Here is a 19,842-nt window from a genome sequence, read left to right as displayed (position 1 = left end):
CCCATGAACATGATCGACCCGCGCCGCCCACCGCCCGCCTTCAGGAAAGGCTACGCGCTCTGCTCGCCGCAGAATATTCTGCAGCCCGAGACATTTGCGAAAAGCGAGAAAAAAGCCATCGGCAAGGCCTTCAAGAAACCAGGCCGCAAGAAGGCATGGACGGAGGCACTGGAACAGGGCTGGACCGTGCGGCTGGTCTATATGCGGCTTTTCGTTCCGGTTTTCCACGCGACCACGACGGGGACAGAGATGGACGATCTGGATGACGAGGATTGATCGGGGCGCCTGAGAAATAGTTTGGTTAAAGTGCCGACGGCCATCGCTGCGAGGTGTGAATAACCGTCAGGATTTCGATATCCCGGCCAACACGATAGGCAACGATGTAGGAAATGTCGGACAGCACGGCTTCCCGCGTTCCCTTAATGCGCCCGACCCGTCCCATAGCTGGTTGATCCACCAACATGTCGGCCGCTGACACAATACGGGAAATCACGCGGGCGGCAGCTGCAGGATTGTCCGTTTCGATATGCCTACCGATTTCATCGAGCCGTCGCAGCGCCCGCACAGTCCAGCGAATTCTCCGGTCGCTCATGACGGCCGAGCGGACTTTACATATTTCCCGACAATGTTTGCCAGATCGTCTTGCGTTCCAAACTCGCCGCGATCCGCTTCCGCCAAACCGGCCTCGATTTCCGCGAGCTGCCACTCTTCGCGAGCAACAAAGTCCTCAATCGCCCGTGCCGCCATGTAGGACCGCGAGCGATCAAGCTTTTCCGCCAGCTGTTCAAGCTTGTTGGCAACTTCGTCCGGCAAGCGCACCGTGAATGCAGTCATGGTTGCGACCTTTCGTGGTTCACTATGATTATCGGTGAACCATATTGGTTCGTCAACCGTGGGCATGAAAACTCAAGGGAGAACAGAGCAACGAACCCAGTGCGTCACAAATCCTCAAACCGGCGCAATCATTTTCGGCGGCGTGAAATCCGGGGCCACCAAACCGCCGGATATCAGCAGTTTCGCCGCATCTTCCGGCGTCATGTCCAGCATCACGATCTTGTCTTTCGGCACGAACAGCAGGAAGCCCGCCGTCGGCACCGGCGTGGGCGGCAGGAACACGGCGACCATCTGCTGGCCCATTTCGTTGAAACGATGGGCAAGCTCGCCCTTGGCCTCAGACGCGACGAAGACCATCGCCCAGGTGCCGGATGACGGAAACTCGATCAGGCCCACCTTCTTGAAGGAGTTCGAATGCTCTTTCAGAACGGATTCGAACAGCTGCTTGATGCTTTTATAGATCGGCCGCACCAGCGGCATGCGGTTGAGGATGGATTCGCCGACGCCGACGATCCATTTGCCGATCAGGTTGTTGCCCAGAAAGCCGATGAGTGTGATGCCGATGACGGCGATCAGCAGGCCGAAACCGGGGATCGCCACATCGAAATATTGCTCCGGATCGTAACGGGCCGGAATATAGGGCTTCACCCAGCTATCCGCCCATTGCAGGAAGCTCCACACCAGCCACATGGTGATGGTGACAGGCGCAAGGATCAGAACGCCCGTGAGGAAACTGTTGCGCAGGCGGGCTGCGAATGAAATTTTTACTGGAATATCGGTCATTTACCGTTCGGAATTAAGCGTTGTCGCCATCGAAACCCGGATGAAAACCGACAATGCCGGATGGAGTTCCACCATGCAAGCGAAGAACTGTGAAATATTCGTCAGGAATCCCTTCCGCATTCACCCCATCGACATGGCGAAAACCGAAGCGGCCATAGTAGTCCGGATCGCCCGCGACGACCACGCCGGAAGCATTCAGACGCTCCAGGGCGGCAAGCCCGTCCCGCACCAGCCTGGAGCCGACACCCTGCCCCTGCCGTTCCGGCGTTACGGAAAGCGGCGCAAGGCAGAACCAGCCGGTCTCGCCGCTGGTAAGCGTCACCGGCGAAAAGCCGACATGACCGATGATGCCTTCGCTGTCCTCGGCAACCAGTGAAACGGTGAGCGCACCTGCCCTGCGCAACCGCCCGACGATGAGATGCTCCGTCTTGTCGCTGTAATCGACGTCACGGAAGGCATCTTCCGTTACGCGAGCAATCGCCTCTTCATCACCCTGCCGCTCCGGCCGGACGATCATTCCACCGTGACCGACTTCGCCAGATTGCGCGGCTGGTCCACATCCGTGCCCATGAAGACAGCGGTGTGATAGGCAAGCAGCTGGATCGGCAGCGAGAAGACCATCGGCGCAATCAGCTCGTCGACATTGGGGAGCGTGATCGTCGCCATGGTGTCGAGCGTGGAGGCAGCAGCCCCCTTCTCATCGGTGATGAAGATGATGCGGCCGCCGCGCGCGGCGACCTCCTGCATGTTCGAAACGGTCTTTTCAAAGAAACGGTCATGCGGGGCGATGACGATAACAGGCATGTTCTCGTCGATCAGCGCGATCGGCCCATGCTTCAGCTCGCCGGCAGCATAACCTTCAGCGTGGATATAGGAGATTTCCTTGAGCTTCAAAGCACCCTCCAGCGCCAGCGGGAAGCTGGTGCCGCGGCCGAGATAAAGCACGTCCTTGAAGCGCGACAGATCGCGCGACAGCGCCTCGATCTGCGGCTGGATGAGGTTCAGCACCTTGCTCATGATGCGCGGCATCTCGATCAACTGCTGCACCAGCTCCTTTTCCTCGCCCGGCTTCAGCGTACCGCGCGCCTTGCCCGCGGCGATTGCCAAAGACGCGAGGACCGCAAGCTGACAGGTGAAAGCCTTGGTGGAGGCGACGCCGATCTCCGGGCCTGCAAGGATCGGGAAAATGGCGTCGGATTCCCGCGCGATGGTCGATTCCCGCACATTGACGATGGCGCCGATCTTGAGATCGTTTTCCTTGCAATAGCGCAGCGACGCCAGCGTATCGGCGGTCTCGCCCGATTGCGAGATGAACAGCGCCGCCTGGGACGGCTGAAGTGGCATTTCGCGATAACGGAATTCCGAGGCGACATCGATTTCCACCGGCAAGCGTGCATAACGCTCAAACCAGTATTTACCGATCAGGCCGGAAAGATAGGCCGTCCCGCAGGCGGAAATGGCAAGGCCGGAAAGCTTGGCGAAATCAATGGCCGTGTCGGCCTGCTTCACGGTCTTGGAGGCGAAGTCCACGTAATGGCTGAGCGCATGGGAAATGACTTCCGGCTGCTCGTAGATTTCCTTTTCCATGAAGTGGCGATGGTTGCCCTTGTCGACCACATAGGCCGTCGCCTGCGATATCTGCCGCTCGCGCTTCACCGGTTTGCCGGAGAAATCGATGATCTCAGCACCCTGCCGGGTCACGATGGCGCAATCGCCATCCACCAGATAGGTGATCTCATTGGTAAACGGCGACAGCGCGATGGCATCAGACCCCAGGAACATCTCGCCCCGACCGTAACCAACGGCAAGCGGCGGGCCGGAACGCGCCGAGAGAAGCGTGCCGGGATCGTCCTTGAACATCACCACCAGCGCATAGGCACCCGTCACGCGGTTCAGCATCTTTAGCATCGCCTCGCGATGGCCGAGACCCTCGCGGGTATATTTCGCCAGGAGCTGCGCCACCACTTCGGTATCGGTCTGGGTGGTGAAGCTCGCACCCTCGGCTGTCAGCTCCTCGCGCAGTTCGGCGAAGTTTTCGATGATGCCATTGTGGACCACGGCAACGCCATCGACGAAATGCGGATGGGCATTGGTTTCGTTCGGAACACCATGCGTCGCCCAGCGCGTATGGGCGATGCCGACCACACCCGGCAGCGGCTTTTCAGAGACCAGCTTCTCGAGATTGAACAGCTTGCCTTCCGCCCGGCGGCGATCCATCGCGCCATTGTCGATGGTGGCGACACCAGCCGAATCGTAACCGCGATATTCGAGACGCTTCAGCGCATCGACAAGCCGTTCAGCAACTGGCTGGGTTCCGACAATTCCGACAATTCCGCACATATATTTCTCCAGACGGCGATCTCTTCGCCGAAACTACTAACCGTTCCCGAACAATCCGCAATTATGGCGCCGGTCACTTTCGGTATCGTTTGGTAACGTCCGTCAGGACGACTTTTTATTCGCTTCCTTCAGCGCTTTTGCCCGCTCGCGCACCACGGTCGCGCGACCGGGTTTCACCTCCTGCCGTGCGCGCCCGAAAGCCAGGCCCTCAGCAGGCACGTCATTGGTGATGACGCTGCCGGAAGCGATATAGGCCCCCTCGCCAATGGTGACAGGTGCAACCAGCGACGAGTTCGAGCCAATGAAGCTGTTGGCCCCGATCCGCGTTTCCGCCTTGTTGTAACCGTCATAATTGCAGGTAATCGTGCCCGCACCGATATTGCTGCCCGCGCCGATGAAGGCATCGCCGATATAGGTCAGATGATTGACCTTGGCGCCCTCACCGATCTCAGCCTTCTTGACCTCGCAGAAATTGCCCACCTTGGCATTGGCGTGCAGGTTCGCGCCCGGACGCAGCCGCGCATAGGGACCAACGGCCGCGCCTTGCGCAACATACGCCCCTTCCAGATGCGAAAACGCATGAATGACGGCGCCCGGCTCAATGGTGACGCCGGGACCGATCACGACATTCGGTTCGATCAATACGTCCTGCCCGATCTTCGTATCGAAGGAAAGGAATACTGTCTCGGGCGCGACCATCGAGACGCCATCGACCATCAGCTCATGACGGCGGCGCTCCTGCCAGAGCTTCTCGATAAAGGCCAGTTCGGCACGGTTGTTGCAGCCGACCAGTTCCGTTTCGGGCGCATCGATGGCGACGGCGCGGCGGCCGAGGGAACGGGCGATCTCGACCACATCGGTCAGATAATATTCGCCCTTCACATTGCTGTTGCCGATGCGGTCGAGCAGATCAAGGGCGTTGCGGCCGTTGATGGCCATCAATCCGCTATTGCACCAGGTCACCTTACGCTCCGCATCGGTCGCGTCCTTCTCCTCGCGGATCGCGACAAGTTCGCCATCCTTGACCAGAAGCCGGCCGTAACCGGTCGGGCGGTCGGTATGGAAGCCGATGACGGCGACATCGGCGCCGGCGGCAATCGCCTCACGCGCCCGGTCGAGCGTTGCAGACGTGATGAGCGGGACATCGCCATAGGCAACGATGAGATCGTCAAAACCGCGTTCGATAGCTGCGCGTGCGGCAAGCACCGCATGGCCGGTGCCCTTGCGTTCCGTCTGCACGAAAGCTTCCACCTCAAGGCCCGGCAGGCTTGCGGCCGCAGCGACATTCTCGGCATCGCGCCCAACCACCAACGCCACCGTGCTGACGCCAGATCCAGCCACCGCCCCCACCACATGGGCGATCATCGGACGCCCGGCGACCGGATGCAGCACCTTGGATTTCGACGATTTCATGCGCGTGCTGTCGCCCGCTGCGAGAATAACGGCTAGAGAGCTGCGCTCCATAAGACCTCCAACACCACGTCACCGACCGCAGGACGGTCAGGACGGCGGCATATGTTTGACTTCACGCCGTCCGGCAAAACGAACGGGCGCATCGGTAATTTCATTCCGAAATTGCTATAACGGCGGCCCACTTAAGAAACCATGCAAATCTGCACCAAATTTCCGCACCGATTTTCATCAAACGTGATTGCAACGGTATCGCATCCCGTTCCCTCGGTCTGATTTATCGCCGTGGATTGCGGGCAGTGAATTCCAGCACCTGCTGGCGGCCGTTTTCGATCAGCCTTTCCATCTCGCGGCGCGCTGCACCCTCATCGCGCAGGCGAAACGCCTCCACGAGCCGCAGATGCGAGGCGGACACGTCGGAAATCTCATTGGGATCGGTTTCCGGGTTGCTCATCCGGAAAATGCCCACCAGAGCCGCCTTTATCAGCGAACCGACGGTGCGCATGAACGGATTACCGGACATTTCGGTGATGAGCACATGGAAATTCATATCCGCAAGCGCGCGCTTTTCCTTGGAATAGGCCGTATTGCCCATCTCGTTGGCGTAAGCGGCGAGCTTGGCGATATCGGCGTCCTGCGCCCTGATGGCAGCGAGCCCCGCGCCATAGGGCTCGAAGGCCTGACGGATATCGTAAAGATGCAACAGAAACTCGTCGCTGACGCCAGCCTCGAAATGCCAGAGCAGCACCTCGCTGTCGAACATGTTCCAGCTTTCGCGCTCCGTCACCCGGGTGCCGATCCGCGCCTTGGGGGAAATCATACCCTTGGCGGTCAGCGTCTTCATCGCTTCGCGCAGCACTGTGCGCGATACTTTCAGGCGGTCCATCAGCTCGGCATCGCCCGGCAGTATATCACCCGTCTTGAAGACGCCGGACACGATATCGAGACCGAGCTTGTGAACGACCTGTGCATGATTTGTCCGCAGCTTTCGAAAACCGATCGCCGCATCGAGCATTCCGCGCTGCAAGTGCCATATCCTTCCGTTCGGTTGGCGATCTTGAAAAAATCGCGCCAGACGTGTGTATCTCAAGTCAGATTATAGTGAAAAACATCAAGTTGCATGAAAAGCAAAGGTAAACTTCATCCCTGCAATAAAACGCGTGAAAATAAGCAAGGCCGCACATGACATATGTGCGGCCTTGCTTCAGTAACGATGGCTAAAAAGCATTATTGGGGCAGCTTGTCGTCCACACCGGCGACGTAGAAATTGAGGCCGAGCAGAACGCCGTCCTCGGCCTTCTCACCCGCCTTCAGCCATTCCGAACCGTCCTGCTTCTTCACCGGACCGGTGAAGGGATGCAGCTCGCCCGACTTGATCTTGGCTTCGGTGTCTTCAGCCATCTTCTTCACGTCATCAGGCATGTTGGTGTAAGGCGCCATGGTCAGGATGCCGTCCTTCAGGCCGTCCCATACCGATTCGGACTTCCAGGTACCATCGAGAAGAGCCTGCGTGCGCTTGATGTAGTAGGCGCCCCAAGTGTCCTTGATGGCGGTAAGCTGCGTCTTCGGACCGGCCGCGATCATGTCGGACGCCTGACCGAAGGCCTTGATGCCGCGTTCTGCGGCAACCTGCATCGGCGCGGTGGTGTCGGTGTGCTGGGTCAGAATATCGACGCCCTGGTCGATCAGCGCCTTGGCGGCATCGGCTTCCTTGCCGGGGTCGAACCAGGTGTTGGCCCAGACGACCTTCACCTTGAAGTCCGGATTAACGGACTGCGCGCCGAGCACGAAGGCGTCGATGCCCATCACCACTTCCGGGATCGGGAAGGACGCGATGTAGCCGGCGAGACCCTTCTGCGACATCTTCGCGGCGATCTGGCCCTGAATGTAGCGGCCTTCATAGAAGCGCGAATTGTAGGTCGCGACATTTTCGGCGGTCTTGAAGCCCGTAGCGTGTTCGAACTTCACCTTGGGGAACTTCTGGGCAACCTTGATGGTGGCGTCCATGAAGCCGAAGGAGGTGGTGAACACCAGTTCGCAACCCGAGCGGGCCATGCGTTCGATGGCGCGTTCGGCATCCGGACCTTCCGGAACGCTTTCGAGGAACGGCGTTTCGATCTTGTCGCCGAAATGCGCCTGCAGTTCCTGACGGCCGATATCGTGCGCCTGTGTCCAGCCGCCGTCGGTCTTTGAACCGACATAGATGAAGCAGACCTTCTTGGCGTCGGCGGCCTCAGCCGAGGAAACGACGCCGCCGAGAGCCGCAACGGAAGCGGCGAGTGCGATGACCAGTTTTTTCATTTTTACCCCTGTTGGTTTGGAGACGTGAGAATGCTTCACCTGTCCGGCACGAAGGACTTGCCAAGCGAGGCCGGTGTATTGATCAAGGTCGTGCGGCGATTATGCGAGATGATGACCAGCACGACAATAGTGGCGACATAGGGCAGCGCCGACAGCAATTGCGACGGCACCCCGATGCCGAACGCCTGCGCATGCAATTGGCCGATGGTGACGGCGCCGAACAGATAACCGCCCGCCAGCACTCGCCATGGGCGCCACGAGGCGAAGACGACGAGCGCCAGCGCAATCCACCCGCGCCCGGCCGCCATGTTTTCCACCCATTGCGGCGTATAGACCAGCGACAGCTGCGCCCCCGCAAGCCCCGCACAGGCGCCGCCGAACATGACGGCCAGATAGCGGGTGCGGATGACATTGATGCCGAGCGCATGGGCCGAAGCGTGATTATCGCCGATGGCGCGGATTTTGAGACCCATGCGGCTTTTGAACAGAAACCAGCTGATGCCGGCGACAAGCGCGATGGAGAGGTAGAAGATCAAATCCTGCCGGAAAAGCAGCGGACCGAGGAAGGGAATGTCCGACAGCAGCGGAAAGACGATGGGCTGCAGCTTGATGCCCGGCAGGCCGACGAAACTTTCACCCAGCATGCCCGAAACGCCGAGGCCGAGAATGGTAAGCGCAAGACCCGTCGCCACCTGGTTGGTAACGAGCGTCAGCGTCAGGAAACCGAAGAGCAGCGAAAAAACCGCACCGGAGGCAATGCCGGCCAGAATGCCGAGATAGGGAGATCCGGTCATATGCGCGGCCGCGAAAGCGCAGACCGCACCCATGATCATCATGCCCTCGACACCCAGATTGAGGACGCCGGAGCGCTCCGTTACCAGCTCGCCGGAAGCGGCGATGACGAGCGGCGTGGCGGCGGTGATGACTGTGAGGAGAATGGCCTGAAGCATATCCATCATGCCGCTCCTTCTTTACGATGCGCCTTGCCGGGAAAGAACACCCTGATGCGATAGAAGATCAGCGTATCGCAGGACAGCACGAAGAACAGCATCAGCCCCTGAAACACGCGCGTCACCTTGTCCGACACACCGATTGAAAGCTGCGCCGCTTCGCCGCCGAGATAGGTCAGCGCCAGCACCAGCCCGGAAAGGATGATGCCGAGCGGATTGAGACGACCGAGAAAGGCGACGATGATGGCGGTAAAGCCGTAACCCGGCGAAATGCTGGGCTGGAGATGGCCGATGGAGCCGGAGGCCTCCGATATGCCAGCAAGCCCCGCCAGCGCGCCGGAAAGCAGCAGCGAAAACCACACCATGCGGCTCGACGAAAACCCGGCGAAACGCCCTGCCCGCGCCGATTGGCCAAGCACGGTGACTTCGAAGCCCTTCAGCATGTAGCGCATCATGAACCACAGCGCGATGGCCGCAACGATGGCGAAAACGAAACCCCAATGCGCCCGGCCCGAGGCCAGCATTTCCGGCAGCACGGCACTCTCGTTGAAGGGCTTGGTCTGCGGGAAGTTGTAGCCGCCCGGATCGCGCCAGATGCCGCGCGTCAGCCAGTCGAGGAAAAGCTGCGCAACATAGACCAGCATCAGGCTGACGAGGATTTCGTTGGTGTTGAACTTCGTCTTCAAAAGTGCGGGAATACCCGCATAAAGCGCGCCGCCCACGGCGCCCATCACCAGCATCAAAGGCAAAAGCAGCGGCGAATGCCAATCGGGATAAAGCACCGGCAGGATGGAACCGGTGATCGCGCCGATGGTGAACTGCCCCTCCGCGCCGATGTTCCAGTTGTTGGAGCGATAACAGATCGATAGCCCGACGCCGATCAGGATCAACGGTGCGGCCTTGATCGCCAGTTCATGGAGCGACCAGACTTCCAGCAGCGGCTCGACGAAAAAGGCATAGAGCGCGTCCAACGGGTTCTTGCCGAGCATGGCGAACATGATGGCGCCGACAAGCAGCGTCAGCGTGAGCGCCAGAAGCGGCGAAAGCAGGGTGAAAAGCCGGGAGACGCCTGCGCGTTTTTCAAGTTCAATGCGCATACTGGGCGGCTCCCGAATGTGACGTGTGAATGCCGCCCATCAACAGGCCGATCTTTTCGAGCGTCATTTCCTCCACCGAATGGGTCTCTGACAGCTTGCCGTCGGAAATGACAGCGATATTGGTGGCGACTTCGAAGATCTCATCGAGATCCTGACTGATGACGATGACGGCCGAGCCCGCTTTGGCAAGGTCGACAAGCGCTTGACGGATGCGGCTCGCCGCACCCGCATCCACGCCCCAGGTCGGCTGGTTGACCACCAGCACGGCAGGCTGGCGGTCAAGCTCGCGCCCGACGATGAATTTCTGCAGATTACCGCCAGACAGCGACCCGGCGAGCGGATCGGCCCCGCTTTTGCGCACATCCATCGTTTCCGAAATGCGTCGCGCCGCAGCCCTGATGACTGAGCCACGCACGATGCACAGGAAACCGCCGGTCAGAAACGCCTTGCGGTCGGAGCGCGCCCGCGCCAAGAGCAGATTGTCGGACAGACTCATGCCGGGAACGGCGGCGTGGCCGTGGCGCTCTTCCGGCACAAAACCCGCGCCCATCAGCCGGCGGCCATTGATGCCGATGCGACCGACTGGCTTGCCGCGCAGGCGAATGGCGTCATTGTTATAGACCGGATATTCGCCCGAAAGCGCATCGAACAACTCACCTTGGCCGTTGCCGGCCACACCGGCAATCGCCAGCACCTCGCCGGCGCGCACCTGCATGGATATCGATTTCAGCGCCACGGCAAAAGGCGTGCGTGGCGCCACCGAGAGCCCACTGACCTCGATCTGCGGCGCGCCGAGCGTCTCGCCCGTGGCCCGCGAAACGCTTGCGACATCGCTGCCGACCATCATGCGCGCCAACGACGCTGGCGTTTCCTTGCGCGGATCGCAGGCGCCCGTCACCTTGCCATGCCGCAGGACGGTGGCACGGTCGCAGATGCGCTGCACTTCTTCGAGACGATGGCTGATATAAAGCACAGAACGGCCTTCAGCCTTCAGCTTCTCCAACGTCTCGAACAGCTTGTCGGCCTCCTGCGGCGTCAAAACCGAGGTTGGCTCATCGAGAATGATCAGGCGCGGGTTCTGTAAAAGCGCGCGGACAATTTCGATGCGCTGGCGCTCGCCGACCGAAAGATCGGCCACATGCGCATTGGGATCGAGCGGCAGGCCATAGGCGCGCGACAACATTTCCGCTTGCCCGGCGATTTCCTTCAGTGAAATTTTCGGGTCGAGCGACAGGGCGATGTTTTCAGCCACCGTCAGCGCTTCGAAGAGCGAAAAATGCTGGAACACCATGCCGATGCCAAGCCTGCGGGCCTCGCTTGGCGAGGCGACGGAAACCGGCTGGCCCTGCCAGACAATCTCGCCTTCGCTTGGCGCGAGAACACCGAACAGCATCTTGACGAGCGTGGATTTGCCCGCGCCGTTTTCACCCAGAAGCGCGTGGATTTCGCCCGGCGCAATATCGAGATCGATGCCGTTGCAGGCGGCGAAATTGCCGAACAGCTTGGTCAGCTTGCGAACGGACAGGAGAGGCACGGCCTCCGGCGCCAAAGTTCCAGTCACGAGTTCCCTCTCTCACCGACCGCCGCGCCTTCTTCGAAGCGTTTCCAACGATCGTGGTCATTGTTCCCAATCGGACGCCAATGCGTATGCAATCTCATCCAATCAAGACTTATTGATAACGGTTTTGCTGCTGCGCACAACTGAAAAAGAAGCCGCTTAAATGCAATTTGCACAAACAATAAACGGCTTTACCCGTTCTTACTTCGCGCCGAGCGAGGGGAAAAACTGCAATATTCCACCGATGCAATAAAGATAGAGGCCACTTGCCACAAAGCCGATCACGGCCCAGCTCGGGGTTTCGAAGTGCATCAGCAGCGAATAACCGCCAAGCGCGCACCAGATGAAGACCACGGCGAGATTGAGCGGCCGCAATCGCTTCACCCGCACCGGATGCAGGAAGTTGATCGGCAGAAATGTCAAAAACACCGAAACGGTAACGACAACCATTGCCGTCGTGGCGCTGGCGTCCATGACGAACAGGGTGAACACCACCATATTCCACACCACCGGAAAGCCGGAGAAGAAATACTCGTCCGTCTTCATGCCCATGTCGGCGTAATAAATGGCGCTCGACACCACGATCATGCCGGCTGCCACGAAGGACAGCGGCTCGCCGATCATGCCCTTCTGATAAAGCGCAAAGGCGGGCAACAGCACATAGGTGACATAGTCGATGATATTATCGAGCGTATCACCGGACCAGTTGGGCAGCACTTCCTTCACCCTGACCTTGCGGGCGATGGGACCGTCGATGCCATCCACCAGCAGCGCAAGCCCCAGCCACCAGAACATATCGACGAAGCGGTGTTCGGCTGCGGCGACAACACCGAGAAAAGCCAGAAACGAGCCGGAGGCCGTGAGCATGTGGACGGAAAAGGCGCGGATTTCCGCGTAGGGAACACGCTTATAGTTGAAAATTTTCATGGTCAGCGTCTGCGCCCCGTTTTTCATCCGCCCTGTTTGTTCCGGTATGCGGCCATTCACCACGCTTTGCAACCGGCTCAATCCGCTTATCCTAGGACTAATATAGCGGCACAACTAACGAATCTTCGCAACCGGATGTTCCGGGACCGAAGTGGATTTACCCAACCGAAGCCTTTATGATGGTTTGGAAATAACAACGGATCACGACCATGAGACACTTCGATATCGCCATCACCGGTGCGGGACTTGCGGGGCAGATCGCGGCCATCGCTCTGGCGCGGGCGGGCCGCCACGTGGCGCTCATCGCACCTTCCAGCGACAGGAAGGACCAGCGCACCACCGCGCTGATGGACCAGTCCATCCGTTTCATGGACCGCCTTGGCCTCTGGTCGCGCATCGCGCCTTCGGCCGCACGCCTTTCCACCATGCAGATCATCGATGGCACCGACCGCCTGCTGCGTGCACCCACCGTGCAGTTCCGTTCCTCCGAAATCGGGCTGGACGCCTTTGGCTGGAACATCCCCAACGAGGCGCTGCTCGGCGTCCTGAGCGAAGCGGTCGAGCAGGAACACAATATTTCCCGCCTCGACACGTCCGCCGAGACAATCGACATCGGCAACGACCGCATGACAGTGACCCTTGCGAATGGCGAAACGCTCTCCGCCGATTTCCTCATCGGCGCGGATGGTCGCAAATCCATGGTGCGGGATGCAGCTGGCATCGGCGTCAAATCCTGGTCCTATCCGCAGACCGCCATTGTTTTGAACTTTGGCCATAGCCGGCCGCACGGCAATGTCTCGACGGAGTTCCACACACCCACCGGGCCTTTCACACAGGTTCCCTTGCCCGGCGACCGCTCCAGCCTCGTCTGGGTCGTTACCCCGCAGCAGGCGGAAGAGTTGACGGCGCTGCCGCTGGAGACGCTCAGCCTGCGCGTCGAGGAGCGCATGCAATCCATGCTGGGAGCGGTCACTGTCGAGGACAGCGTTCAGGCCTGGCCGCTTTCTTCCATGACTGCGCACCGCTTCGGCAAGGGCCGCGTCGCCCTGATCGGCGAGGCAGCGCACGGTTTTCCGCCCATCGGCGCGCAGGGGTTGAACCTCAGCCTGCGCGACATCATCGCGCTGACGGAATTGCTGAGCGCCGTCTCCGACCGGCCGATTGCGGCCGACGCCGGCGATAGATTCGACCGCAAGCGGCGAGCGGATGTCTATAGCCGCACGCTGAGCGTCGATCTCCTGAACCGCTCGCTGCTTTCCGATCTCCTGCCGGTACAGATGGCGCGCGCGGCGGGACTGCATGTGCTTTCCGGCATCGGCACGCTTAGAAGCATGGTCATGCGCGAAGGCATCGAGCCGGGTCGCGGGCTGAAGGCCCTGCCCTCGCTGCTGTTCGGCAGCTTCAAAAAGGCTGGATGAAATAAACCACGCCGGTCAGCGTGAAGACAGACAGAACCGTCGAAATCAGGATCGTCGCAGACGCCCTCTCCTGCCAGACGTGATATTGCTGGCCGATGACGAAGACATTCGTCGCGGTCGGCAGCGCGGCCAAAAGCACGGCTGAATAGATCCACACCGGCTCGAACCGCCCGAGCGACGACAGCACGAGATAGGCGGCGAGCGGATGCAGGATCAGCTTTGCCGGCACGATATAGCTGATTTCCACCGGCACACGTTTCATCGGCCGAAGCGCCAGCGTCACGCCCATGGCAAACAGTGCGCAGGGCGCCGCCGATTGCGCCAGATAATCCACCAGCCGCTGCACCGCCTCCGGCGGCTGCCACGACAGCGATGCGGCCAGAAAGCCGGCGATGACGGAGACGATGAAGGGATGGGTAATGACCTTGCGCGCCACATCCAGCGCAAGCCTTGGCGGGGAACGCTTGTCGCCGCCGGCAACCGCCATCATCGCCGGGGCGACGATGAAATGGGCGGCGTTTTCAAGGCAGACGATCAACGCCACCGGCACCGCCGCCTTCTCGCCAAGCGCCAGAAGCGCTAGGCCCGGCCCCATATAACCGATATTGCCGTAGCTGGCCGCGAAACTCTGGATCGTGGTTTCGGAAAGGCTGTTTTTCCGTACGAATCGGCCGATCAGGAACACAGCCAGGAAAACGCCATAGGTGCAGGCGAGACTGGCCGCGACGAAATCCATCCGCGCCAGCTCTTCCACCGGCGTTTTAGACACAAGCTTGAAAAACAGCGCCGGCAGCGCCGCATAGATGATGAAAGTGTTCAGCCAGCCCATCGCCTCGACCGGCTGCTTCGTGATGCGCGCCGCACCGTAGCCGATGAAGATCAGGCCGAAAAACGGCAACAGCAATCCGACGATATCCGTCACTATATTTCCCCCGCAAGCAACTCCAGCGGGAGGCTTAGCCGATTTGCATCAGGATCGGAAAGGTCTCCTGGAACCAGATCGCCACATTGGTGATAAAACCGGACATGAAAGCGAGACCGGTCAGCACCAGCAACACGCCCAGCAGCTTTTCCACGAGCCCAAGATGGCGGCGGAAGCGGACGAGGAAACGCATGAAGGAGCCGGAAAACGCCGCCGCGATCCAGAACGGCACCGCAAGGCCAAGAGAATAGACCGCAAGCAGCGCCGCACCGTCGCCAACCGTATCGCGTGCGGCGGCGACGCCGAGAATAGCCCCCAGAACCGGACCGATGCAGGGCGTCCAGCCGAAAGCGAAGGCAAGGCCCATGACATAGGCCCCGGACAGCGTGGCCGGCTTGCCCGCGCCTTGAAACCGCGCCTCGCGCGAAAACAGGCCGATGCGGAACACGCCGAGGAAATTCAGCCCCATCAGAATGATGATGAAACCACCGACCTTGGCGAGAATATCCAGATTCTGACGCAGGAGCGTACCGATCGTCGAGGCGCCTGCCCCAAGCGCCACGAAGACCGTGGCGAAACCGAGCGTGAAGAAGAAGGCTGAAAACAGCACGGCCCTGCGAATCTCCGGCCGCGGCGCGGTATCTTCCGTCCTGAACTGCTCGACCGAAACACCCGCCATATAACAGAGATAAGGCGGCACCAGCGGCAGGACGCAGGGCGACAGAAACGAAAGAGCGCCGGCCAGAAGCGCGCTGAACAGGGAAATATCGGCAATCGACAACAAAGAACTCCGCATCCCGCAAAGCCGCCGCGATTCTCAAGCTGCGCCGCCGCTTCACGCTTCATTTTCGTGCATGTCATTGCTGCAAAAGGATTTCACCCGTCCAGCCGACATGTCTGAAGCCGGTTTTATCCCCAGCCGCCCCCTCTCTCCAATCACCTTTTCGGGGGTGCGACAAAAAAAACCGGATTGATTGTCGAAACCGCTTTTTTTGGGTTGACCGAACGGATCGCTCTACCTATGTTCCGCGCACTTCCGAAGGGCAACCAAGCCCCGACACGGGAGAGCGTAGCTCAGCCGGTAGAGCAACTGACTTTTAATCAGTAGGTCCAGGGTTCGAATCCCTGCGCTCTCACCACCTCAAGTCCAATTTCCTGATATTTCACAAAGAGTTATCACTGAAGGTGATCAAACTCCCATGGGAGCGGAAAAGATTCGCTCGCAGTCTTCGCAATGCAGCCAGCGATATCCAGCGCAAGCCTGGTTTCAGGGCAGCCGCAGCGACAAAGGTCACCGGCTCACGTACCAGCACCCCGGCAAAACCGGGCCAGTCGCTTTCGATCGCTAGGAATAGTTCCTCAGGCTAAGGGCCAAACCCGGAAATCACTTGCGCGCGGCAGTACGGCGGCAACGCCAGTTCCAGTCTCTCGGCTCACCCGTGTCCATATGGACCGACTCGGTGTGGCAATAGGTGCCGACGCCGCCGCGTTCAGGCAGGGAACGCAGATAGGTCGCAAGCTCCCATTTGGAGACGCCCTTGATCTGGATATCGGCGGCATCGCAGGTATAGTGCTTGGAGCCCCGCCTTATGCCCTTCGGCGGACGATAACCCGAGGTGACGATCGCCGGTCTGTTGTAGTGGCGCTCCACATCCTTGATCATCCGCACCAGTTCCGGCTTGAAACAGCCGACTTCGACACGGTCCGTCTGCAGGAAAAGCCCGTTCGGGGCGACGCGGGTGAGGCCGGAGAGTGAAGCGAGTTTCATCAGGCCTGTCGGCTGGTCATCCTCTTCATCGAGATGGGCATCGTCGAATTCGTCGGACATCACCGAGCGGCCGGAAAGCGCAATGCCCATCGTCCCGTCCGTAGCTCCGGGAAGCGCAGCGACCTGCGTATTGCCCGCAGTCCCGCTTTCAATCATTTTCGGCAGACGTTTCTTGGCCGCACCGGCAAAAAATGCCGCAAGCGTCATGCCCTGCCCATCGGCTCCCTGCTTCTCGCCGGTCGCTCCGGCGCTGGCGGCTGGTTGCGCGGCAGCCGCCGCGAGCTGTCCAGATGCCGATTGCGGAAGGGGTACGGGAGCCGGCTGAAGATTTTCGCTGTGCTGCTCCGCCGACGCCTGTCCGGCTGGCGGGACCTGAGCCGGCGCTGCCGCCGGTTGCGGCTGTGCGGCCTGCACCGGCGCCGAATAGACGCTGCTGACGGCGGGAGTGATTCTCTGGGAAGGAACACCCGTAGCGACGGCGCCGCCCGGTGCCCCTGCGGCACCGGCGGGCGCTGCTGCGGCGGAGGCGGTCGAATAAATGCTTGCCGTACCTGCCGAGATCGCCGTTGGCTGCGTCGTCAACCCGGCGATATCGGGGGCGGCGCCATAGGCCTGCGCCGGGCCGCCCGCTGCCTGAGGCTGGACCGGCGCGGCCGCTCCAGCCGCCGACGCCACGGCCGGATCCACATAATGTCCCGGTTGCGCGCCGGCCGCCGCAGTTGAAGCGGCGGTCTGCGGCTTCTGTTGTGTGGAAATTTCCGGCTTTTTGGTCGTGCCGGCCATCTCGTCGTCGGTCACCGCCGAAACGCATCCGGAAAGCCCAAACAGTGAAACCGCGATGACAAGACGCTGACGAAGCAGACGTCCTTTCGCGCTCTCGACAGTTTTCATGGGTGGCCTCCGTATCTTGCATTTCCAACAGCAACACGGGAACGGGCGCGTGTGCTTCCCCAAAACGGGACTGGCCGTTTTGATTCGCGGACTATGCCTCATCCCCTCGGGACAAGGCAAGAGCACCCGAAAACGCCGCTGCTCACCGGAAAGTCCCTACCAGGAACCGGTATTCTGCATAGATATCCAGGGCTCAGCTGGTGCGAGGCTTTCGCCCTTCTGCAGAATCTCGAACGAAATACCATCCGGCGAGCGCACGAAGGCCATGTGCCCGTCACGCGGCGGCCGGTTGATGACGATGCCGTTCTGCTGCAGATGCGCGCAGAAATCGTAGATATTGTCGACCTCGTAAGCCAGATGGCCGAAGTTGCGGCCGCCGGTATAATCCTCGGTATCCCAATTATAGGTGAGTTCTAGGCAGGGAGCCTTGTTTTCCTTCGCCGCAGCAATGTCATCGCGCGCCGCAAGAAACACCAGAGTGAACCGACCTTTTTCGTTCTCGATTCGGCGTATTTCCGTAAGGCCGAGCAGATCGACATAGAATTTCAGTGATTCGCCAAGGTCTTTGACGCGAACCATTGTGTGCAGATACCGCATTTTCTTCCTCTCCATTACACGGGTCCGGAGCCGTTAAACGCGTGGCGGCAAGCCCCGGACAAGGACGGCGACATAAAAGCAGCTGCGTAAATCAAAAACTAGGGCTTGCGTGAAACCGTTACCAAGATGTTAATCTGGCGCACAGGAATCAGTTGACCGGTGTATGGCGCGTAATTGAGGGGTTGGCAGGATATGGCTGATAGGATGTCATCGAAAACGATAGTCGATGTCGAGGACCTTTCGGGCGATACCGTGGACCTGACCGAAATTACCGGCGTGGTGAAGTGGTTCGACGTCGCCAAGGGTTTCGGCTTCATCGTGCCCGACAATGGCACACAGGATGTGCTGCTGCACGTCTCCTGCCTACGCCGTGACGGTTACCAGACAATTCTTGAAGGCACGCGCATCGTTGCCCTCATACAGCGGCGCGACCGCGGTTTTCAGGCGTTCCGTATTCTCTCCATGGACCAGTCGACCGCTGTCCATCCCTCGCAGATGCCGCCGGTGCGCACCCATGTGCAGGTAACGCCGTCCAGCGGGCTGGAGCGCGCCATCGTCAAGTGGTTCAATCGCACCAAGGGCTTCGGCTTCCTGACGCGCGGCGAAGGAACGGAAGATATTTTCGTGCATATGGAAACGCTGCGCCGTTTCGGCCTGACGGAGCTTCGCCCCGGCCAGGTGGTGCTGGTGCGTTACGGCGATGGCGACAAGGGCCTGATGGCGGCGGAAATCCACCCCGACAACCCGGTTTCCATCGGGATGTCGCATTGATGTCCGCCCTGCCCCATATGGTGAAAAGCGCCGTTATGGCGCTTCTTTTTTTTACGCTGGCCGCCGCAGCGCAGGCCCAGCAACAGCAGACATTCACGTCCGAACCGCTGCAGATTGAGACCGCCGGGGGAAAGAGCCACGATTTCACTGCCGAACTGGCGCTGAACAATGCCCAGCGCGAACAGGGGCTGATGTTCCGCAAGAGCATGCCGCTTGAAAACGGAATGTTGTTCGATTTCGGCGAAGCGCGTGATGTGGCCATGTGGATGCGGAATACGCTTATTCCGCTCGACATGCTTTTTATCGGCCGTGACGGCCGTATTACCCATATTCACGAAAACGCGGTTCCGCATTCGGAGGCAATCATCAGCTCCCGCGGGCCAGTAAAATTTGTGCTTGAACTCAATGGAGGCACTGCGAAGCGCTATGGCATCAAGCCGGGTGATATGGTTCGCAGCGCGCAAATCGGCAACCGGAAATGACATTGCCGCGTCATTGCGTTAGAATTAGCCGGACGAGGTTTCGCCCGGCTGGCGCAATGGTCAGTAGACCGGCTCGATATGGCTCAGAATCCGGCAATTGGAAATGGAAGAGGCAAGGTTGATGGCGATGTCGATCGCCTCTACCGAATCGGCCGTACCTTCCAGATAGATCACATCATTTTCGACAGTTGCCGAAATCCGCGACTTCTCTAACCCGGATTCGAAAGCCAGAGCCGACGTGATTGCCTGACATACGCCGGCCATGCGGTCCCCGAAGAAGCTTTCCTGAATGCCTGACAAATTGAACATATGCGTTCTCCTTCTTATGGACATAACAACGCCCTGATGGCGGTTTTGTTCATCTCCGGTTCATCTGTTTGTTCATCTTCCATTCATCTTGGAAAATTGGAACCCCCTGACCGATCACATTTTTGGTGATCGGGAACCATTTCGTGAGGCAGGCATTTCGCGCATAGGAGAGAGAACGACCTCCAAGACAGCTAAAACAGGGAGGAAAATGATATGCTGATTAACAGAACAGAGCCGTGTCACCACGCCTCGTGGATGAAACCGGTGGCGATTCACCTGCCGCTGTGCGTCGCCGTAGAAATCTACAGCCCGCTGGTGGCGCTGGACATGCTGATGTACCGCTGGCCCGAGGAACACGGGCCGGAATATGAAGAGGCGCGCAGGAACTGCCTCGATGCCATCGCGGGCAGATGCGACATCGAGAAAGCACGGGAATCGTTTCTCGTCGCAAGCAGTCATGCCCATATCCTGAACGTCCACTAAA

The 19,842-nt window shown here is 59.8% G+C and carries 22 protein-coding genes and 1 tRNA gene; 6 read left to right on the top strand and 17 right to left on the bottom strand.

Annotated features, from left to right (window positions below; genetic code table 11):
• Positions 1-3: 3 nt before the first annotated feature.
• Positions 4-276, top strand: coding sequence for a hypothetical protein (locus tag ACQZ48_RS18330; protein WP_077982073.1), 273 nt, complete (start codon positions 4-6; stop codon positions 274-276).
• Between the two features lie 25 nt (positions 277-301).
• On the opposite strand, the gene ACQZ48_RS18325 is transcribed toward ACQZ48_RS18330, so the two are convergent.
• The 12 genes from ACQZ48_RS18325 to pcsA form a co-directional block, all read right to left on the bottom strand.
• Positions 302-592 carry a type II toxin-antitoxin system RelE/ParE family toxin gene (locus tag ACQZ48_RS18325; RefSeq protein ID WP_077982072.1) on the bottom strand — a complete coding sequence of 97 codons (291 nt, stop codon included), beginning with the start codon at positions 590-592 and terminating at the stop codon, positions 302-304.
• Complete coding sequence (locus ACQZ48_RS18320) at positions 589-834, bottom strand: CopG family ribbon-helix-helix protein (RefSeq protein WP_077982071.1); 246 nt, start codon at positions 832-834, stop codon at positions 589-591. The genes ACQZ48_RS18325 and ACQZ48_RS18320 overlap by 4 nt, the downstream gene beginning before the upstream one ends.
• A 114-nt stretch (positions 835-948) precedes the next feature.
• A complete protein-coding gene (locus ACQZ48_RS18315; RefSeq protein ID WP_077982070.1) occupies positions 949-1,617 on the bottom strand; it encodes a DUF502 domain-containing protein in 669 nt (222 codons plus the stop codon).
• Positions 1,618-1,630: 13 nt separating this feature from the next.
• A complete protein-coding gene (locus ACQZ48_RS18310) occupies positions 1,631-2,134 on the bottom strand; it encodes a GNAT family N-acetyltransferase (RefSeq protein ID WP_448729157.1) in 504 nt (167 codons plus the stop codon).
• The gene (gene glmS / locus ACQZ48_RS18305) at positions 2,131-3,957 is read right to left on the bottom strand and encodes a glutamine--fructose-6-phosphate transaminase (isomerizing) (protein ID WP_077982068.1); all 1,827 of its coding nucleotides are present in this window, start codon (positions 3,955-3,957) and stop codon (positions 2,131-2,133) included. Before glmS ends, ACQZ48_RS18310 begins: the two co-directional genes overlap by 4 nt.
• Positions 3,958-4,059: 102 nt before the next feature.
• Positions 4,060-5,421 carry a bifunctional UDP-N-acetylglucosamine diphosphorylase/glucosamine-1-phosphate N-acetyltransferase GlmU gene (gene glmU, locus ACQZ48_RS18300; protein ID WP_137410517.1) on the bottom strand — a complete coding sequence of 454 codons (1,362 nt, stop codon included), beginning with the start codon at positions 5,419-5,421 and terminating at the stop codon, positions 4,060-4,062.
• A gap of 223 nt (positions 5,422-5,644) precedes the next feature.
• Entirely contained in the window at positions 5,645-6,382 is a 738-nt protein-coding gene (locus tag ACQZ48_RS18295) for a FadR/GntR family transcriptional regulator (protein ID WP_077982066.1), read from the bottom strand.
• 212 nt (positions 6,383-6,594) lie between these two features.
• Entirely contained in the window at positions 6,595-7,668 is a 1,074-nt protein-coding gene (locus ACQZ48_RS18290) for a BMP family ABC transporter substrate-binding protein (protein ID WP_077982065.1), read from the bottom strand.
• A 35-nt stretch (positions 7,669-7,703) separates the two neighbouring features.
• A complete protein-coding gene (locus ACQZ48_RS18285; protein WP_191218010.1) occupies positions 7,704-8,624 on the bottom strand; it encodes an ABC transporter permease in 921 nt (306 codons plus the stop codon).
• Entirely contained in the window at positions 8,624-9,715 is a 1,092-nt protein-coding gene (locus ACQZ48_RS18280) for an ABC transporter permease (protein ID WP_137410518.1), read from the bottom strand. Before ACQZ48_RS18280 ends, ACQZ48_RS18285 begins: the two co-directional genes overlap by 1 nt.
• Positions 9,705-11,264 carry an ABC transporter ATP-binding protein gene (locus tag ACQZ48_RS18275; protein WP_448729179.1) on the bottom strand — a complete coding sequence of 520 codons (1,560 nt, stop codon included), beginning with the start codon at positions 11,262-11,264 and terminating at the stop codon, positions 9,705-9,707. Before ACQZ48_RS18275 ends, ACQZ48_RS18280 begins: the two co-directional genes overlap by 11 nt.
• A 210-nt stretch (positions 11,265-11,474) precedes the next feature.
• Positions 11,475-12,200 (bottom strand): phosphatidylcholine synthase, encoded by a 726-nt coding sequence (gene pcsA / locus ACQZ48_RS18270; RefSeq protein ID WP_080792861.1) that lies wholly within the window; start codon positions 12,198-12,200, stop codon positions 11,475-11,477.
• A gap of 209 nt (positions 12,201-12,409) precedes the next feature.
• On the opposite strand from pcsA, the gene ACQZ48_RS18265 reads away from it, so the two are divergent.
• Positions 12,410-13,618 carry a UbiH/UbiF family hydroxylase gene (locus ACQZ48_RS18265; RefSeq protein WP_137410519.1) on the top strand — a complete coding sequence of 403 codons (1,209 nt, stop codon included), beginning with the start codon at positions 12,410-12,412 and terminating at the stop codon, positions 13,616-13,618.
• Here ACQZ48_RS18265 and ACQZ48_RS18260 read toward each other — a convergent pair.
• On the bottom strand, positions 13,602-14,540 hold the full coding sequence (locus ACQZ48_RS18260) for an AEC family transporter (protein WP_077982060.1): 939 nt from the start codon (positions 14,538-14,540) through the stop codon (positions 13,602-13,604). The two genes, ACQZ48_RS18265 and ACQZ48_RS18260, sit on opposite strands and share 17 nt — an antisense overlap.
• Before the next feature lie 34 nt (positions 14,541-14,574).
• Positions 14,575-15,321 (bottom strand): cytochrome c biogenesis CcdA family protein, encoded by a 747-nt coding sequence (locus ACQZ48_RS18255; RefSeq protein ID WP_089153212.1) that lies wholly within the window; start codon positions 15,319-15,321, stop codon positions 14,575-14,577.
• A gap of 282 nt (positions 15,322-15,603) precedes the next feature.
• Between ACQZ48_RS18255 and ACQZ48_RS18250 the strand changes: the two genes are divergently transcribed.
• Positions 15,604-15,679 (top strand) — tRNA-Lys (locus tag ACQZ48_RS18250).
• A 245-nt stretch (positions 15,680-15,924) separates the two neighbouring features.
• On the opposite strand, the gene ACQZ48_RS18245 is transcribed toward ACQZ48_RS18250, so the two are convergent.
• Complete coding sequence (locus tag ACQZ48_RS18245) at positions 15,925-17,199, bottom strand: YcbK family protein (RefSeq protein WP_191217991.1); 1,275 nt, start codon at positions 17,197-17,199, stop codon at positions 15,925-15,927.
• 156 nt (positions 17,200-17,355) lie between these two features.
• On the bottom strand, positions 17,356-17,796 hold the full coding sequence (locus ACQZ48_RS18240; protein ID WP_077982885.1) for a VOC family protein: 441 nt from the start codon (positions 17,794-17,796) through the stop codon (positions 17,356-17,358).
• Positions 17,797-17,988: 192 nt separating this feature from the next.
• Here ACQZ48_RS18240 and ACQZ48_RS18235 point away from each other — a divergent pair, with 192 nt between their 5' ends.
• Positions 17,989-18,567: a cold-shock protein gene (locus tag ACQZ48_RS18235; RefSeq protein WP_191217990.1), complete on the top strand. Its 579-nt coding sequence runs from the start codon at positions 17,989-17,991 to the stop codon at positions 18,565-18,567.
• Positions 18,567-19,049, top strand: coding sequence for a DUF192 domain-containing protein (locus ACQZ48_RS18230; RefSeq protein ID WP_165691125.1), 483 nt, complete (start codon positions 18,567-18,569; stop codon positions 19,047-19,049). The genes ACQZ48_RS18235 and ACQZ48_RS18230 overlap by 1 nt, the downstream gene beginning before the upstream one ends.
• 60 nt (positions 19,050-19,109) lie before the next feature.
• Here ACQZ48_RS18230 and ACQZ48_RS18225 read toward each other — a convergent pair whose 3' ends face one another.
• Positions 19,110-19,358, bottom strand: coding sequence for a BON domain-containing protein (locus tag ACQZ48_RS18225; RefSeq protein ID WP_077982057.1), 249 nt, complete (start codon positions 19,356-19,358; stop codon positions 19,110-19,112).
• Between the two features lie 213 nt (positions 19,359-19,571).
• Between ACQZ48_RS18225 and ACQZ48_RS18220 the strand changes: the two genes are divergently transcribed.
• Positions 19,572-19,841, top strand: coding sequence for a DUF982 domain-containing protein (locus ACQZ48_RS18220; RefSeq protein ID WP_035262940.1), 270 nt, complete (start codon positions 19,572-19,574; stop codon positions 19,839-19,841).
• Position 19,842: the final 1 nt, after the last annotated feature.

Source organism: Agrobacterium sp. 22-209-1 (assembly GCF_053522485.1).
This window is presented reverse-complemented; position numbering and strand designations above follow the sequence as displayed.